The sequence below is a fragment of the Qipengyuania pelagi genome (assembly GCF_009827295.1).
GTDB classification, from domain to species: Bacteria; Pseudomonadota; Alphaproteobacteria; order Sphingomonadales; family Sphingomonadaceae; genus Qipengyuania; species Qipengyuania pelagi.
In genome coordinates this window covers 2,010,606-2,025,787 of record NZ_WTYD01000001.1, presented here as the reverse complement: position 1 = coordinate 2,025,787, position 15,182 = coordinate 2,010,606, and the positions used below count along the sequence as shown (strand labels likewise).

Genomic DNA, 15,182 nt, shown 5'->3' with positions numbered 1-15,182 from the left:
CAAACCAGCAGAGCTTTCTGACCGGAGAATGTCCGAAAAGGGCCGATCGCCGGAATCGCGGGATCGCATGGTCATTTTTGCGGGGCTAGAAATACCGCTCGCCGACCCGGATCGTGTCTCCGGGCGCCACATAGACCGGTCGGCCCGAATCGATATCGTAGCTTTCCTCCGCCGTCTGGCCCGGGCGCAGGATATACACGGTGTCCTTGTCGGCGCGGTAGGTGAACCCACCGGCCTGCGCGACCGCCTGGACGACGGTCAGCCCGTTCTTGAACGGATACTCACCCGCATTGTTGACTTCGCCGAGGATGTAGAAGGGCCGGTAATTGAGCACTTCGACCGTGACGCGCGGATCGTTCAGATATCCTTCGGCCAGGCGATCGCGCAGCAGCTGCTGCAAGTCGCCAACGGTCTGGTTCGCCACCGGAATATCGCCCAGCAGCGGGAAGGCGAGATCGCCCTGCGGCGTCACCGAATATTCGCGGCTCAGGTTCTCTTCGCCGAACACCGTGATCGACAATTGGTCGCCCGCGGCGAGGCGATAGACCGTCGGCTGGTAGGCCGCCGATCCCGGCGCGGCGTTGGTGCCGGCACATGCGCTCACGATGGTGAGCAGGAGCGTTGCGAAAAGGGCGCGAAAGACGCTTCTGTGGCCGGGCATGGGTCGTCCTGGATAGGAGTTGGGATGCCGGACCTGCATAAAGAACGGCGCCAATATCGACAACCTCCTATCGGGCCGCCAGCATCCTGCGCAACCGCGCCTTCAGCGGCAGGGAATAGAGCGTCAGCGCAGCGGGATGGCGGGCGATCTCGCAAGCCGCCGCCAGGGGCGCCCTGCGCTTGAGCGCCTCGATCGACCGGGTGAATGCCGCAGCACGGCGCAGGGCCGATCGGCGGCCGCGATAGGCGGGGGATGTGCGCACGTCGTCCGGGAGCAGGGTGGCGATGGTCTCTTCGGCGGCGATCATCCTGTTGAGATGGTCGAGCGACAGCCGGTGCGAAATCGAACTGGCGTGCTTGCGATAACGGTAGCCCGAATAATCGGCGACGGCGTAGCGAAGCCCGGCGATCAGGGCGCGGATCACCAGCTCGTCGTCCTCGCCGATCTGGAGTTCTTCGTTGTAGGACAGACCTGCGCGCAGCATCGCGTCGCGCCGGATCATCGGTTTCAGATATCCCGGACCGGGCCTGGGGCCGAACAGGCGGGAATCGAGGAAATAGCGGTCGAGATCGAGCAGCGCGTCGCCCTCTTTCGGGGCGAGGTCGAACATGGGGCTTTCCGAAATCCCCTCGCCGAACTCGGTCGGATTGTCGGCCACCATGTCGGCCGAGCGTTTCGCGGCGAGGTCCAGCAATTTCCGGCTGCGATCGGGCAGGAGGAGATCGTCCGCATCGAGGATCGCATACCATCGCCCGCGCATGGCCTTCAGCGCGACATTGCGGGCGCCTGCCGGGCCGCTATTGCGCGGCGTATTGAGGGCGATCACCCGCGAATCCTCCTCCGCCAGCCGCCGGGCGACCTCGCGGCTGCTATCGCTGCTGCCGTCATCGACGATCAGCACTTCGAGCGTGACGTCCTGCTGCGCGAGGGCGGAGCGGATCGCCGGTTCGAGATAGGCGCCCGCATTGTAGCAGGCGACGGCGAAGCTGACGTCGATCGGCTGGCCGGTCGGGCCTCCGGTCGCGGGCGGAGTGGGCGAGGTATCACCTGACATTGCACGAACCTTGGGCCATACTGGCGGGATGGTGTGGCATTTTCGCAAAGACGGCAGAACGGCCAGCACAGCTGCTGGGGAGCGCGTCTACGCTATCGGGGATATTCACGGACGTCACGATCTGTTTCAGAGCCTGGTAAGGAAAATCATCGCGCATTGGGAGAGCGGACCGCGCGAAGCCGAGGCGGTCCAGCTCGTCCTTCTCGGCGACATCATCGATCGCGGTGCCGACAGCGCGGCCTGCCTGAACTTGGCCAACAAGCTCGTGACCGAGTCCGGCGTGCGGCTTCTCAAGGGCAATCACGAGGATCTGCTGCTGAACACCATCGACGGCAGCGCCATCGCGCAGGATATCTGGCTCGACCATGGCGGCCTCGCCTTCCTCGAAAGCTTCGGGATCGCCCCGCCGCGCCCGGACGAGGACAGCTTCGATTTCGGCGAGCGGCTGGGCGGGGCTTTGCCGGGCCATCTGGTCGCCATGCTGCGCGCCGCGCCGCTGACCTTTCGCAGCGGGGACTATCTCTTCGTCCACGCCGGGGTGCGCCCCGGCATCGCCATCGACCGGCAGGACGAACAGGACCTCTTGTTCATCAGGGAGGATTTCACCCGGTCGGACCGCGACCATGGCGCGATGATCGTTCACGGCCACTCGATCGTGGAGGAGGTCGAGTTCCATCCCAACCGGATCGCCATCGACACCGGGGCCTTCGCGAGCGAGCGACTGTCCTGCGTCTGTTTCGACGGGACCGAGCGGGAAACGCTCCATACCTGATCCGCTCACTGCGTAACTTCACTCAGTCACCAGGGCCGCGGTCGCCTCCGCGCTGCCGAGGCAGCGGCTGGTCGAGGCGCGGGGCCAGCGCGAACAATTCCAATAGGCTTGCTGCGTCCGGTCGCGCGAGATCTGCACGAAGACGAGGTCCGGCGGCGAGTCCACGAGCGTCGCGCGGGTTATCGTCGCCGGAACGGCCGAAGGGTCGCTCCACCCGACGACCCGGCACACCGGCTGGCCCCTGCACACGGCCAGCGCATCGATCGCCCAGCGACCGGCGGCCATCCCGCTCGTCGGGGCCAGCTGGCGGACGACCGGCGGGGCGGCTGGGGGCTGGGCGGTGCGGGTGAGACCCTGGCCAGCCGATCGGGCGGTTGCGTCCGCGTCGGTGTCGCGCCCGTCATCCGCCGCTTCGGCCAGGGCCTCCTCCACCGCCTCGCTATCGACCAGCTGATGTGCGGGAAACAGGCCTGCCAGCGCGGGGACGATCGGTTCTTTCGTGGCGGGCGGTCGCCGGAAAGCCGGGCGCGTGCCCCAATAGCCCTTCCAGCGAAAGAACAAATGCGTGCGCACCTCGGTCAGCTTGTCGAGGCTCGCGCTCCAATACGGAACCACCCAATCGGTATGGAAATGGGTCGCGAGGCCGACTCGTTCGTCGACCGTATCGTCGAGCATCGCCATGGCCAGCCCCTGCGCGGATCGCCAGGCGGCGGCGCCGGGCTGCCTGCGCCGCATCGAGCCGTCGCAGGTGAAGGAGAACTGGCACCCGGTGCTGCGCTCCGACCCTTGGAAGACCACGCCGCAGATCGTGTTGGGAAAGGCCGGGTGCCGCACCCGGTTGAGGACGACCTGCATGACCGCGCTCTGATCGCCGCTGCGACCACCCGCCTCATAGAGCCCGGCCGTCGCCAGACAGGCGATCGCCCGCTCCCGGTCCGCCCCTTCGAGGCGGGAGCGAAAGGCGGACGCTGGGGGGAACTCGCCCGCGACGAAGGGGCGGCTCTTGTTGATTTCCTGCGCAGTCTGCGGCGTCACCTCCAGCAATTCGTCCTCCGGCGCGACGGCGCCGGGCAGGCCGATGGTGGGGAGGGCGGGCAAAGCCTTACGCGCGGCTGCGGCGCGCTGGGGCCGTTCGATGGGCTTCGACGCTTCGCGAACCGAATAGGTGAGAAGCGCCGCCGCCGACAGCGCGGCGAGCAGCGATAGCAGCAGCGCTATTTTAACCGATCTGGTCAAAAAATAACTTTCCTACACGCACCTGTAACCGCCATGGTTCGCTCATAGCAGAACTGGAGACACTCATGGACCGATTCGAGAATTTTGGCGATTGCGTTTCCGATCCGGCGCGCCGCGCCGCCCCCGTCATCCCCTCCGATGCTGAGCCTCTCGCCCAGATTCCGAAGGCGCTGTTCGTCGGTTCGGGAGGCGATATCCGGTTGCGATGCACGGATGATGACGCGCCCGTCCTGTTCCGCAACATTCCCTCGGGGTCCATCCTGCCGGTCCGCGCCGCCCATATCCTGTCGGACGGGACGAGCGCCACCGATCTGGTCGGGCTGTTCTGATGGAGTTCTCGCTCGGCCTTCACCTCGCGCACCGCCATGGCGCGGTCCTGCCGGTGCTGCCGCCCGTAGCCGTGGCCGCACCCACGGCGCCCGGCTATCTCGCCGACGCGATCGCGCCCTATGCCGCCTATGGCGCGCTGCGTGTCGTGTCGGGATATTCCGGCCCGCTGTTCACGCTCCGCCGCGCGGACGGTGCGACGATGGACGTGGCGCCGCAGGCAGGCGGCGACTACCCGGATTACGCCGCGATCGACGCATGGGCGGGGTCGGCCATCCCGACGATCGCCACGTTGCACGATCAGTCGGGCAAGGGGCGGCATTTGCTACAGGCGAATGTCGCCAACCAGCCCGGTTTCGACACCGGCCAGCGGTTCGGGAATGCCTGCCCGATCCTGTTCGACGGCTACAGCCGCAGCGCATCGCCCCAGAACCCGAATCGCGAGCGGTTTCTCGAAGCGAACGGGCTGTCCTTCAGCCGCGCGAACATGACGGCTTTCGTCGCGGCTCAATCGCAAGTCTCGTTCAATACCTCGACGCCGTTTGCCTTCGAGAACAACGCTGGTGGCGACAATGTGGGGCTGGACGCGCCGAGCGTTTCGGCAGTCAATACGCTCGGCTCCAACATCAACGGCCAGGCGAGAGGGGTGGATTCCAGCCCCGACACGATGGGCTTTGCGCTTTCGGCGTCCAACCGCCTGTATTTTTCGCAAGGCGCGGTGCTGAACCAGTCCGCCAGCAATGCCGCGACGACCGCCACGCGGTTGCGAGTTGGACGCAATGGGGCCGGTAAACCGGCCATGATGGCCCTGTTCGGCTTCGCCCTGTACGACACGGCCCTTTCCCAAACGACAGGCGCGACGGTCCGGGACAGCCTCAACACGGCGATCGGAAAGCCGAGCGCCTTCGATTACCATGTCCTCTTTATCGGCGACAGCATCACCGAGGGGACAGGATCGCGCAATTTGCTCAACACCGCCCGTTCCATGCGCCTCAACACCAGGGCCCTGATGACCAATGCGGGTATTCATGGGCAGGTGCTGGCAGACGATTACACCAATCGGGCGGGCCGTTTCAGCAGTCAATTTCGGGCGAATATTCCGAACGTCGCCTTTATCTCGGGCGGCACCAACGACCTCGCTGGCGGAACGGCGGGAGCGGCGCTTTACTCCAACACGACCTCGCCTCTCGTCGCCTACCTCAAGTCGCTCGGTTTCAAGGTCGTTGTCGCAACGATCCTGCCGCGCACAGGCGGAAGCTGGGATGCGGCAGCCGAAGCGCGGCGGGTGGAGTACAACGACGCGGTGCGCGGAAACGCGGCAATGGCGGATGCGGTTCTCGATCTGACCGCGAACCCGACGATGGGGAACGGCAATGAGAGCGACACGACGCTCTATCCCGATGGCCTGCATCCTTCGTCGCTCGGTTATGCGTATCTCGCCGGGGCGCCGGGCGGGATCTATGCCGACCCGCAGACCTATTACGCCAAGCTGCGCGATATTCTGGGAACGACGAGCCTTGGAGCCGCCTATAGCCCCTGAGCGCGGCGCGGGCGCGCTCGGTCCGAGTCTAAAGAGGCGTGTATCTGTAACCGTGCACCGTCATCGTGACCTCCTGGCCGGGCTCGAGGCCCATCCAGCGCCCGGTCCAGGCTTCCAGGCTGGCGTGCCCCGGCCGCGTCGCCCAGACCGAGAATATCGGCTTGAACTTGTCGGTCGCGAAATAGCCGAGATCCTCGCGCGTGAACCGGTGCACGATCTTGCCGTTGATCAGCATTTCCGTCCAACCCGCCTTCTGGTCCACTCGGATCCCGAAGCGGGCGCGGCGGCCCGCCCAGCCTTCGCCGGTAGAGACTCGTTTGGTGAACGTCTTGTGCTGGCCGCCCGGATAGGCGTGGATCGTCACATCCAGCCCGCGCGTTCCGGCGAATTCGAAATCGAATTCCTCGCGCGTGTTGTTATTGTAGAGCCAGAGCGGCGCGACCACCATGCCTTCGCGCAGTTCGGGAATGGTGACGTCGGCCTCCCACAAGCCGCTATCGTAAAACCCATTGGATTGCTGGCCGATAAGTTCGGGCGCAGCGATCGAATCGAGGACGAAATCGACATTGCCGTTCTTGCGCGGGCGCACATGATCGAACCGCCAGGGATGGGCACCGAAATCGTTGTTCCACTGTGAGGCGTGCCATTTGGCCGCATAATTCCACAGGCGCATCTCGGACAGGTCGAGCGGGGGGAGGCCCTGCTTGACCCCCGCCGTCGTCACGCTGTCCGGCGGCGTTGTCGCGGTCGGGGTGGGTGAGGGCGTCGGGGTCGGAGTGGGCGCCGGGGCGGGAGCGACGGCAACGGGCTGGGCCAAAGAGACTTGCGGCGCGGGTTTGGAACCGTCGGCCCCGCATCCTGACACTGTAACGGAAGCGGCCATGACAGCCACGAGGGAACGACGCATCGGGACCTCCACGCACAGGGATTCGGCTCAACCGAATCTGAGCGAACGATCCTAATTTCGAGTAAAGCCGGACGGTTAATTTCCGCCGAAAACGCGTGTCAGGGGGCGGCGGTGTTGGCCAGACCGTAACGCGGCGCGGCCGAGCGCGGATTGCCGATCCACTCGATCAGGAACCCGACCGCCCAACTCACTTGCATCGTCATCGCCGCCACCCCGGCGAGGAGCGCGAAGCCTCCTCCGGCCCGCAAACCGACGAGGAATCCGAAACCGAGGCACAGCACCGCCCAGGCCAGCGCAGGCAGGGCGAAGATCGGATGGATGAGCGCAAACGGCAGCAAAGCGAGCGCGGCGGGCACGGCGAGCGGCACGAGCTGGCGCAGGCGCGGCGTCATGCGGTGCCGCCGCAGATTGCGCGCGCGGCCCTGCCCGTACCGGCGATACTGCCTCCACAGGGCGGAAACGCTGTTCCGCGGGAAATAGGTGAGCGCCGCCGCTGGTTCGAGCCAGATGCGCCCGCCCGCCGCGATCTGGCGATGGTCGAGCTCGGCATCCTCGTTGCAGGGCATCGCCTCGCAATATCCGCCGATGCGCCGGAAGAGGTCGATCGTCATCAGCGCGTGATGGCCGTGTTCCACGAAACGCCCCGCGCCCAGATGCCGGTGCGCGGAGCCGCCCGTGCCGAGGACACTGTTCTGCGCGGCGGCGGCGGCTTTCTGAAACCCCTGCCGCCCGACCGTTTCCATCGGGACGACCACGGCGGAGGCATCATGCGCCCGCGCCGCATCGAGCAGCAGGGACGCGTAATCGTCCGGGTAGAGGCAATGCGCGTCGATCCGCAGCAGCCAGTCATGCCCTTCGCCATATTCGCGCACTGCCAGATTGACGCCCGCGCTCTGGATGCGGGCCGGATTGTCGAGCAGGACGACACGTCCGGTCTCTGTGTATTCGGACACGATCTGGCGGCTTCGATCCGTGCTGCCTCCATCCGCCACGACGAGCAGGTCGATGGCAGGATCGCCGAGCATCTGCGCGAGGAGCTGCGGCAGATGCGCCTCTTCGTTGAGGCAGGGGATGACAGCGAGCAGGCTCATGCGGGGACCAGTGCCTTGATAGTGTCCACGAGGTCGCGGCAGTCCCGATCGTCCGCCAGCACCGCGCGGCGGGGAATTGCGCGCACCCGCGCCTGGTGTGCGGCGATGTCCTGGGGGGTCAGGCTGGCGAGTCTTGCGGCGATCTCGTCCGGGTCGGCGATCACCATTCCGGCGTCGTGGCGGCGCAACCAGCGCCCGACAGCGATATCGGCCAGCGCGATCGGCACGCTGCCATGCGCGTGCGATTCGTAGATGCGATTGGGGAGCAGCCAGCTGCTGTTCAAACCTTCCTCGAACCAGTCGATCGTCCAGGCGAAATGGCAGCGGCCATAAAGGTCCGGCAGATCGCCATACCGATAGGGGCCGTGATAGGTGACGCCGTCCGCGCGGGCGACCTGCCCTTCGAAATCGGTGAACTCCGCCGGCGACGGTTTTCCGGCGATCAGCACTTCGAGCCGATCGGGCATGGCGGCGGCGAGGTCCGTCAGCACGGCGAGGGTCTTGCGGCATCGCAGCATTCCGAACCAACCGATGCAGATCCTGCCGTGGGGATCGGGCTGCGGGATGGCGGGAAAATCCTCCACGCTGTCGACCAGCAGCTTGTTCTCCACCAGTTCGATCGGGCAATCGAGCGCGGTGTGGGCGAAATGGTTGTCGACGAAGGCCGTCGAGGAGGTCCAGAGCAGGTCGACGCGGGGCAGGAGGCGAGCTTCGACGGCGCGCACCAGTTTCGCAAGCGGTCCGTGGCCCACCAGCGTGTAGTGGATGTCGAGGCATTCATAGACCAGCGGCCGATCGCCCACCACTGCGCGTGCCACACCCAATTGTTCGAGATTGCGGGCCACCAGAGCATCGCATTCGCCGAGATAGTGCGCGAGATCGCCATGGAACGCGGTCGCGCGCAGAGTGCCCAGAATACGCTGGACCATGGCGGAATCCTGCGTCCGGCCCAGCAGGAACGGGCGCCTCTGCGCGATCGCGTCGGACAATCGCGCATCCCGGCAGAATCCGGCCAGCTTCACCCTTGCGCCGCCACGCTCCAGCATGGCGCAGCGCCGTTCCACGGCAGGGTCGTTCAGATTGTGGACGAGATAGCCGATATGCATGTGTGTGCCGTGTTGCCGAAGGAAACAGATTCGGTAAAGAGAGGCGGATGGCGATCCTTCGCCGTTATTGGAGGAGTGTCGATGCGACAGCGCCGCCTTTCTCGTCCGAAGGATCGGACATGACCCCGGACCGGTCGTTGGTCGTGATAATCGCCGCCTGTCCGCAGTGGGTCATCCACCGAGTATTCCTTGAGCGGCACGATCCGGGCTGCACGCAAGATTGCAGACAAGCCAGAGCGTCCTTGCTGCGGTTCCATGTTCGGGAATTGCTTGAAGCGGGAAAAGATCGTGGCATTCTTGCTGGCCTGTGGTCGGGTCTTTTAACTTGTAAACCAGCAGCATTGATCGCCTTCACGAGGCGAAAACGGGTGGGATTTATCGGCAGTACGATCCCGGCCAGTTTCGCGCCATCACCTTTGTCAGCGGCTCTACAGCCGACGAAGCCGGAATGATCCATGCGGTGGGTTAGACCGTCCGGGATTGCGAATAACGGGGGGTATAATGTCTTCAGAGCCAGGCCTAGTAGTCATATTATCCACCTTCAATGGAGGTGAAGTGTTGCGACGAACGCTTGAAGCGTATCGTCACCTTGAGCCGCCGAAGCGTAAGTGGCGGATCGTTATAGCGAACAACAATAGTTTGGACGATACCGCCGAAATTCTCGAGTATTTCGAAGAGCATTTGCCCTTGACGACGATTTTTGTCGAGAAACCTGGCAAAAACGTCGCCCTGAACAGGGCGCTCGAAACCCTTCGTGACGAAGACGACTTCGTCATTCTGACCGATGATGATGCTATCCCGCAGTCTGATTTCATGCGCGCCTGGGAGGTCGTCAGCGAGACATATTTCGATGCGGCGTTGTTTGCCGGTAAGATAAAGCCTTATTTTCTTGAGGGAAAACCGGAATGGCTGGATGCGTTCGAGGATGAGTTCGACGTGCTTTACGCGATTAACGATCGCGAAGACGGGCTCATAGAGGCGTCGGACATCTTCGGTCCCAATATGGGCGTAAGGCGATCGGTCTTTGCCGCTGGTTTGCGCTTCAATGAGGGGATCGGACCGAGTTCGGACGATTCGAACTATCCCATGGGCAGCGAAACCGAATTTTGCGTCCGAGCCGAAAAAGAGTGCAATCTAATATCCCGGTTCAGCTCGGCGCCGATGGTCGAACACCAGATCCGCCCTCATCAGACCAAGATCGGCTTCGTCGCGGGGCGCGCGTTCCGGCATGGGCGCGGATACGCGCTGCGAAACAGTATAGCACTCGGTCGCTTCCCAAGGATACGATCAGCTTTGAAGTTGGGCCTTTTGAAACTGCGTATGCTCGCAGGTTCCAAGCGCGCTTTCTGGGGCTATCATTGGCACAGAGGGCTATATAGTCACCAGTGACGCATCGATAGGCAGGCGGTCGGCGCTCTGCGGCAAGCTTACCCGCCCGAGGCAATGCCCCGTGACCGCACTGTCCAAGATCGCACTATCGGAAGGTAATTAGATAGCGGGAAGCTATGGCACTGCTCCGAAATGCCGGTGCATTGCCGATATCTGCCGGTCGTTCCCTTCGCCAAGAGCGTTGTCGAAATAGAGGGCGGATGCCTGCGCGGTCGGCCATTCCAGGAGATCGGATCCGCTGCCTGCGAGTTCATGGCGGGTGCCTGCGAGCCGGGCCATCCAGTAGAACCAGATATCGTCTCCCTTTGGCGCGAGTTCGAGAAATAGCTCCTGATCGGTCACGCGTGCGTCGAATGCGTGGGGCGGATAAAGAACGCCGCCCATTCCCGTCGGAAAGAGTTTCGCGCGGCGATCGCCTGGCTGCGAAGGTAGGGAAGCCAGGGGCCAATCGCGATAGGGGGCGAATTCGTTCGTATCCGTGAGGTAAGCCAGCCGGGCACGCCAGGCCGTGATGGCACCAGGATGGTCCCTTGCGGCGTCGACAAGGCCCCGAAGCCAGTCGGGCGGATAGTAAATGTCGTCATCGGCCGTAACGTAGTAGCGGTTCATGTCCTCTGCCAAAGCGGGAACCAGCTTCTTGTATGAGCGCACGTCATCGCACGTCCTGATTTGAAGACCATGGGCCTCGAGCGCACGCACATCCTGCGGCAGCGAAGCGACATCCCCAAGGGCGAGCCATAGAACGACACCGTCAGTCTCCACAGTCTGGTCGAGCAGGCTGCGAAGTGTCTTGCCGAGATGGGAGAAGCGCGGCGGATAGGACGTCAGCGTGATAACCAGCGGTCTGTCGAGGCCGTGCGGACATTTCGCCGAAATTCGCGGGAACTGCCTCACGGCTTTCAAGGCTCGGGTCGTTCGAACCTTTCGCCGCAGCCCAGAGATCAGATTCTTCATCCGCCAGAGGCCAGGTATCCTCACGTGCCCAAGCCTTTCATTCCGATAGCACCAAGCGCACCGATTTCGCCGCGAATTAAGAGCCTTTTCAAGCCCCTGTCACGACGCGCTTGGTTGCCGAGTAACGCAGCGCGAGCCATGTCCCGACCGGACAATCGATCAAGCTGCTTGCGGCGAGCGAACTGACAATACTCAACGCGACCAAGTTTGATTTCCATGACGAATGCTCTCGCCGCCGCGGTGTTCTGGCCTTTTGCAGTACTGTCGCGCGCCTGCGGCACAGGGCAGCAATGCAAGAGGCTATGCAGAGCAGTTTCTAGAGCCTATCATTGTGCACTGCAATATGAAGCCATGCCATGAATAATCAGAGCGGCCGCAAGGTGCTGAAAGGCGCAGCCTGGATGGGGGCGGGGCGCATAGTCGTGAATTTAAGCGGCTTTATCAGCACGATCGTGCTGGCGCGCTTGCTTTCGCCCGATGATTTCGGCCTCGTCGCGATCGCCATGGCCGCTGCCGCCGTGGTGGGTTCCGTGTCGGAATTGTCGCTGACACAGGCGCTCGTCCAGTTCGACGATCCTGAAGATGACGATTATCATTCCGCCTGGACGCTCAATCTCCTGCGCGCCTGTGCGATTTCCGCGATCCTCATGGCCATTGCCTGGCCGATGGCCGCCGCCTATTCCGAGCCGCGCCTGATCCCCATATTCGCGGTGGTCGCCTTCACCGCCGCCGCGCGGGCGCTGGAAAACCCCCGAATCGTCGTCTTCCGGCGCGCGCTCGATTTTCGCCCCGATTTCGAATTCGACGTGGTGGAGAAGATCGTCTCGCTCGTCGTCGCGGTGGCCATCGCCTTCGTGCTGCGTTCCTACTGGGCGCTGATCTTCGGCGCTGCGGCGGCCACGCTGGCGCGAGTCGCGCTGACCTATATCAAGATGCCTTACCGGCCGCGCTTCCATCTGTCCCGCTGGCGCGCCCTGATGTCCTTTTCGATCTGGCTGACCTTCAGCGAAATCGTGAAGACGATCAGCCTGCGCGCGGTGCCGCTGGTCGTCGGCGCCTTCCTTCCGACCGTGGCGGTGGGTCAGTTTTCCGTCGGCGAGCGCGTCGCCTCCATGCCGGTGCGCGAATCGATCGGCGCCTTGCAGGCGACATTGTTCCCCGCCTTCAGCCGCATGGCGGACGATCTCGGACGGATGCGCGCAGCCTATGTAAGGGCGCAGGCGATGACCAGCCTCGCGGCGCTGCCCTTCGGCTTCGGCCTGGCCGCCGTGGCGCAGCCGGTCGTCCTGATCGTTCTCGGCGCGAAATGGCTGCCCGCCGTGCCGGTGTTGCAGGCGGTCGCGATCGCCAGTTCGGTCCAGGCGATCCAGAACGCCCTTCCGCTCGCAATGGCGACGGGGCGGACGAACGAGATCCTGTGGCGCAATGTCCGCTCCTTCCTGATCCAGATGCCGCTCCTCGTCCTCGGCCTCGCAGTCGGACGGGGAAGCGCCCTGGGCGGGCTGGAGGGATTGTCGATCGCCCTTGTGGCGTCCGCCATCGCCAATTCCGCGATCAACATGGCCATGGTCAGGAAGCTGGTCGCCAGTCCGTTCAGCGAACAGATCAGCCTTGCGGCGAGGCCGTTCCTGGCTTCGGTCGTGATGGCGGCGCTCGTGCTGCTGCTGGTCGGGATGTTTCCGGCGGCGGGGACGGATCTCCCCTCGATCTTGACACTGGCTGCGATCATCGCGGCAGGCATAGCGGCGTATGCCGCGTCACTTTTCGCCCTTCACGCCATGTTTGGCGGGCCTGCCAGTTCGGAACGGGAACTTGCGGGCCTCGCACTTGCGGGACTGGCGAGGGTGAAACCGCGAGCGAGGACGGGGACGAACCCAACTCGCCGGATCCGGTAGAGGACTTATCTCGGGAATACGCACACATATGGCTGGCACAGAACACCAAGATTTCGATCCCAACGATCCGGGCGATGCCGCGGCCGAGGCGCCTTCGTCCTCGTCAGGTGCGCCCCTGCTGCCCGATCCGGGGCTGATCTGGCAGGTTTTCCGCCGCAATTTCCTGCTGTTCTGCATTGTCGTCCTGGCGATCCTCGGCCTGACCGGGGCGATCATGGCGACGCTAACGCCGCAATATTTCGCTTCGGCAAGCGTCCTGATCGAGCCCACCTCCGAGCCCATTCGCACGACCGGCCCCAATTCGGACCCTAACATCGTCGGGGTCGACGAGGTGGATACCGAGATCGCGCTGATCTCGTCCCCCCTGGTGGCGAAGCGCGCGGCGGAGCTTTACGCCGATCGCTTCGCGTCTCCCGATGGCGATCCGTTCACCGCCGACGAGATCGAGGCGATCGGTATGCGGATCGGTGGGATCACCAATGTAACGCGGACCGGCGACGTGCGGGTGGTCGATATTTCCGCCGTCAGCGACGATGCGGCCTTCACCGCCGCAGCCGCGAACCTCGTCGCCGAAGCCTATCTCGTCAGCCAGGTCGAGGCGAAGACCGCGCGCAGCGATTCCTCTTCGGAATTCATCAATGCGCGCCTGTCCGAATTGCAGCGCAATGCGATTTCGACACAGGCCGCCGTCGACCAGTATCGCGCCTCGCGCGGGCTCTCCAGCAGCAATAGCGGCACGAATGCGGAACAGGAGGTCTCCAACCTCAACACCGAACTGGCGCAGGCACGCGCCGATCTGGCTGAAAAGCGGGGGCGCTACAATTCCGCGCGCGAACAGCTGACTCGTGGCAGCGGCGGGGCCGATGTCGGGGCGGCGCTGGGATCCGGGACGATCGCCAGCCTGCGCCAGCAGGAAGCGACGGCAAGCGCGCGGCTGGCAGTGCTGCGCGAGCGATACGGCGCACTCTATCCCGAACGGCGCCAGGTCGAGGAAGAGCTGCGCGATATCCGCGAGCGCATCCAGGACGAGATCGACCGGGTCCTCTCCAATCTCGAAGCCGAGGTGCAGACCGCGCAATCGCGCGTCGCTTCGCTCGAATCGAGCCGGGGCCGGGCGCTTGGCGTGGTGCGCGGCAACAGCGTCGCGCAGACGGGCCTCAGCGCCCTGGAGCAGAAGGCCGATGCCGCGCAGGCGATCTACGAATCCTTCCTCGAACGCTCGCAGGAATCGGGCGCCTTGCGCAACAGCGCCATGCCGGATGCGACCATCGCCTCGCGCGCGATCGTGCCGACCGCGCCGTCGAGCCCGAATTACGTGCTGATCGGCCTCGCGGGATTGGTGCTCGCGCTGAGCGCCGGCCTGTTCGCGATCCTGGTCGCGGAATATCTGCGCCGGGGCGTCCAGACCAAGCGCGATGTCGAGCGGCGCCTGAAGCTGCGCTATGCGGGCGCGATCCCGGCGCTTTCCTCGACCGTGAAGGGACGCAAGGCGCTGGAGCCGCCGCACGATTACGTCATCGCGCATTCCCATTCGCTGTTCGCCGAAGCGTTCCGATCGATCAGGACCTTCCTGACGCTGTCGCCAGGAGCCAGGCCGAGGACCATCGCGATCACCTCCGCCCTGCCGGGCGAGGGCAAGACCACCACCTCGGTCTGTATCGCACGGACCAGCGCCGCCGAGGGGTTGAGCGTCGTCCTCGTCGATGCCGATTTGCGCCGTCGCGGCGCAAGCGTGCTGATGGATTACGACAATGAGCGGGACCTGCGATCCTATCTGACCGGCGAAGCCTCGCTCGACGAGTGCCTCAAGATCGATCCCCTGTCCGGCCTTGCCGTCCTGGGGACGGGCGATGTGCCGAGTTCGGCCTACAACCCTCTCACCGAAGCGAAGGTGAGGGAGCTTTTCGACAATCTGCGCGAACGGTTCGACATCGTCATTGTCGATACCGCGCCGATCCTCGGCGTGGCGGAAGGGCGCATTCTGGCCAGTGCGGCGGATCGCGTCCTCGTCATCACCCGGTGGAAGAACACCTCCATGCGCGCGGTCGAGGCTGCGGTGATGATGCTGGTCGACGCCAAGGCCAAGATCACGGGCCTGGCGCTGTCGCAGGTCAATATCAGGAAATACGCCAGCACCGGTGACGGCGATGTTTACGCCTACACCAAGAAATTCCAGGGTTACTACCAGAACTGATCGCGATCCGATCGATTCACGGGCGAAAGTGAGGGCAGGATGGCTATGCTAATCGA

The 15,182-nt window shown here is 64.2% G+C and carries 15 protein-coding genes; 7 read left to right on the top strand and 8 right to left on the bottom strand.

The genetic code is table 11. From position 1 onward, the window contains the following. Window positions 1-85 precede the first annotated feature (85 nt). Both GRI47_RS09905 and GRI47_RS09900 read right to left on the bottom strand, forming a co-directional pair. Complete coding sequence (locus tag GRI47_RS09905) at window positions 86-604, bottom strand: polysaccharide biosynthesis/export family protein (protein ID WP_337190674.1); 519 nt, start codon at window positions 602-604, stop codon at window positions 86-88. A 124-nt stretch (window positions 605-728) separates the two neighbouring features. Beyond that, the gene (locus tag GRI47_RS09900) at window positions 729-1,715 is read right to left on the bottom strand and encodes a glycosyltransferase family 2 protein (protein ID WP_160661072.1); all 987 of its coding nucleotides are present in this window, start codon (window positions 1,713-1,715) and stop codon (window positions 729-731) included. A gap of 10 nt (window positions 1,716-1,725) precedes the next feature. On the opposite strand from GRI47_RS09900, the gene GRI47_RS09895 reads away from it, so the two are divergent. After that, a complete protein-coding gene (locus tag GRI47_RS09895; protein WP_160661071.1) occupies window positions 1,726-2,487 on the top strand; it encodes a metallophosphoesterase family protein in 762 nt (253 codons plus the stop codon). A gap of 18 nt (window positions 2,488-2,505) precedes the next feature. Here GRI47_RS09895 and GRI47_RS09890 read toward each other — a convergent pair whose 3' ends face one another. Continuing rightward, window positions 2,506-3,723: a cell wall hydrolase gene (locus GRI47_RS09890; protein WP_160661070.1), complete on the bottom strand. Its 1,218-nt coding sequence runs from the start codon at window positions 3,721-3,723 to the stop codon at window positions 2,506-2,508. Between the two features lie 65 nt (window positions 3,724-3,788). On the opposite strand from GRI47_RS09890, the gene GRI47_RS09885 reads away from it, so the two are divergent. Further along, on the top strand, window positions 3,789-4,052 hold the full coding sequence (locus tag GRI47_RS09885) for a spike base protein, RCAP_Rcc01079 family (RefSeq protein ID WP_160661069.1): 264 nt from the start codon (window positions 3,789-3,791) through the stop codon (window positions 4,050-4,052). Then, window positions 4,052-5,590 carry an SGNH/GDSL hydrolase family protein gene (locus GRI47_RS09880; RefSeq protein ID WP_160661068.1) on the top strand — a complete coding sequence of 513 codons (1,539 nt, stop codon included), beginning with the start codon at window positions 4,052-4,054 and terminating at the stop codon, window positions 5,588-5,590. Before GRI47_RS09885 ends, GRI47_RS09880 begins: the two co-directional genes overlap by 1 nt. A 28-nt stretch (window positions 5,591-5,618) precedes the next feature. Here GRI47_RS09880 and GRI47_RS09875 read toward each other — a convergent pair whose 3' ends face one another. From GRI47_RS09875 to GRI47_RS09865, 3 genes are all read right to left on the bottom strand, one after another. Further along, the gene (locus tag GRI47_RS09875; protein ID WP_160661067.1) at window positions 5,619-6,497 is read right to left on the bottom strand and encodes a family 16 glycosylhydrolase; all 879 of its coding nucleotides are present in this window, start codon (window positions 6,495-6,497) and stop codon (window positions 5,619-5,621) included. 98 nt (window positions 6,498-6,595) lie between these two features. After that, window positions 6,596-7,588, bottom strand: coding sequence for a glycosyltransferase family 2 protein (locus GRI47_RS09870; protein ID WP_160661066.1), 993 nt, complete (start codon window positions 7,586-7,588; stop codon window positions 6,596-6,598). Continuing rightward, on the bottom strand, window positions 7,585-8,694 hold the full coding sequence (locus GRI47_RS09865) for a glycosyltransferase family protein (protein ID WP_160661065.1): 1,110 nt from the start codon (window positions 8,692-8,694) through the stop codon (window positions 7,585-7,587). The genes GRI47_RS09870 and GRI47_RS09865 overlap by 4 nt, the downstream gene beginning before the upstream one ends. Before the next feature lie 119 nt (window positions 8,695-8,813). Between GRI47_RS09865 and GRI47_RS09860 the strand changes: the two genes are divergently transcribed. Next, a complete protein-coding gene (locus GRI47_RS09860) occupies window positions 8,814-9,146 on the top strand; it encodes a hypothetical protein (protein WP_160661064.1) in 333 nt (110 codons plus the stop codon). 49 nt (window positions 9,147-9,195) lie between these two features. Further along, a complete protein-coding gene (locus tag GRI47_RS09855) occupies window positions 9,196-10,083 on the top strand; it encodes a glycosyltransferase (RefSeq protein WP_237452667.1) in 888 nt (295 codons plus the stop codon). A gap of 114 nt (window positions 10,084-10,197) precedes the next feature. Here the strand turns inward: GRI47_RS09855 and GRI47_RS09850 are convergent, their stop codons facing one another. Further along, window positions 10,198-11,037 (bottom strand): glycosyltransferase family 2 protein, encoded by an 840-nt coding sequence (locus GRI47_RS09850; RefSeq protein WP_160661062.1) that lies wholly within the window; start codon window positions 11,035-11,037, stop codon window positions 10,198-10,200. 20 nt (window positions 11,038-11,057) lie between these two features. Next, the gene (locus GRI47_RS09845) at window positions 11,058-11,255 is read right to left on the bottom strand and encodes a hypothetical protein (protein WP_160661061.1); all 198 of its coding nucleotides are present in this window, start codon (window positions 11,253-11,255) and stop codon (window positions 11,058-11,060) included. A gap of 138 nt (window positions 11,256-11,393) precedes the next feature. On the opposite strand from GRI47_RS09845, the gene GRI47_RS09840 reads away from it, so the two are divergent. Then, on the top strand, window positions 11,394-12,932 hold the full coding sequence (locus tag GRI47_RS09840) for a lipopolysaccharide biosynthesis protein (RefSeq protein ID WP_160661060.1): 1,539 nt from the start codon (window positions 11,394-11,396) through the stop codon (window positions 12,930-12,932). Between the two features lie 28 nt (window positions 12,933-12,960). Then, entirely contained in the window at window positions 12,961-15,126 is a 2,166-nt protein-coding gene (locus GRI47_RS09835; protein ID WP_160661059.1) for a GumC family protein, read from the top strand. Window positions 15,127-15,182: the final 56 nt, after the last annotated feature.

Excerpts from the sequence above, each read along its gene's own strand:
- GRI47_RS09900 (WP_160661072.1), bottom strand. The coding sequence starts at position 1,715 with ATGTCAGGTGATACCTCGCCCACTCCGCCCGCGACCGGAGGCCCGACC.
- GRI47_RS09885 (WP_160661069.1), top strand. The coding sequence starts at position 3,789 with ATGGACCGATTCGAGAATTTTGGCGATTGCGTTTCCGATCCGGCGCGC.
- GRI47_RS09880 (WP_160661068.1), top strand. The coding sequence starts at position 4,052 with ATGGAGTTCTCGCTCGGCCTTCACCTCGCGCACCGCCATGGCGCGGTC.
- GRI47_RS09875 (WP_160661067.1), bottom strand. The coding sequence starts at position 6,497 with ATGCGTCGTTCCCTCGTGGCTGTCATGGCCGCTTCCGTTACAGTGTCA.
- GRI47_RS09870 (WP_160661066.1), bottom strand. The coding sequence starts at position 7,588 with ATGAGCCTGCTCGCTGTCATCCCCTGCCTCAACGAAGAGGCGCATCTG.
- GRI47_RS09865 (WP_160661065.1), bottom strand. The coding sequence starts at position 8,694 with ATGCATATCGGCTATCTCGTCCACAATCTGAACGACCCTGCCGTGGAA.
- GRI47_RS09860 (WP_160661064.1), top strand. The coding sequence starts at position 8,814 with ATGACCCCGGACCGGTCGTTGGTCGTGATAATCGCCGCCTGTCCGCAG.
- GRI47_RS09855 (WP_237452667.1), top strand. The coding sequence starts at position 9,196 with ATGTCTTCAGAGCCAGGCCTAGTAGTCATATTATCCACCTTCAATGGA.
- GRI47_RS09850 (WP_160661062.1), bottom strand. The coding sequence starts at position 11,037 with ATGAAGAATCTGATCTCTGGGCTGCGGCGAAAGGTTCGAACGACCCGA.
- GRI47_RS09845 (WP_160661061.1), bottom strand. The coding sequence starts at position 11,255 with ATGGAAATCAAACTTGGTCGCGTTGAGTATTGTCAGTTCGCTCGCCGC.
- GRI47_RS09840 (WP_160661060.1), top strand. The coding sequence starts at position 11,394 with ATGAATAATCAGAGCGGCCGCAAGGTGCTGAAAGGCGCAGCCTGGATG.
- GRI47_RS09835 (WP_160661059.1), top strand. The coding sequence starts at position 12,961 with ATGGCTGGCACAGAACACCAAGATTTCGATCCCAACGATCCGGGCGAT.